General features: G+C 43.9%; 1 protein-coding gene. It reads right to left on the reverse strand.

What is annotated here, in order from left to right:
* A partial coding sequence (locus tag AC2A4J_RS20310) for an IS256 family transposase (protein WP_484177290.1) occupies nt 1-576 on the reverse strand: 576 nt, incomplete at its 3' end.
* Nucleotides 577-649 lie beyond the last annotated feature (73 nt).

Consider the following 649-nt stretch of genomic DNA (forward strand, 5'->3'; position numbering starts at 1 on the left):
TTCAGTGTTGATACCGAGTGCCAAGAAGATCGATTTATTGATGACGCGCTTATCTTGGCGGATTTTCAACACAATACAATCAAGATACACAATGGGGTAGATGGTATCCAAAGGGCGTGCTTGCCATTCAGTCACATGCTCAATGACCGCATTGGTAACGCGTGATACCAGTGTTGGAGATATCTCGGCACCGTACCATTCATCGAAGGCATTGACGATGTCTCGGGTACTCATGCCTTGCGCATAGAGCCACAGGATTTTATCGTCCATAGAAGTGAATCGGGATTGGTGTTTTTTGACCAGCTTGGGTTCAAAAGAGCCTTCTCGGTCACGAGGCGTATCCAGTTCAAACTCACCATCTTCCGTCTTAATGCGCTTGCTATTCTTGCCATTACGACTATTGGTTGAGGTGGACTTTTGATGTCTCTCGTAACCCAGATGGTCATCCATTTCTGCATTCAATGCCGCTTCAACGGTAATCTTCTTCAGCATTTGGCTAAATTCGTTGAGATCCTCAGGAGTTTTAATTCCCTTGGCGGCTTCTTTTGCGAACGCTTCAAGTTCTTTTTTGTTCATTTGCATCTACCTATCCTTAATTCTCAATAGAATATGTTGTGATAGGCAGTTACACAAAATTAGTTACAGTCTC

The sequence above is a fragment of the Marinomonas sp. ATLA20 genome (assembly GCF_057180105.1).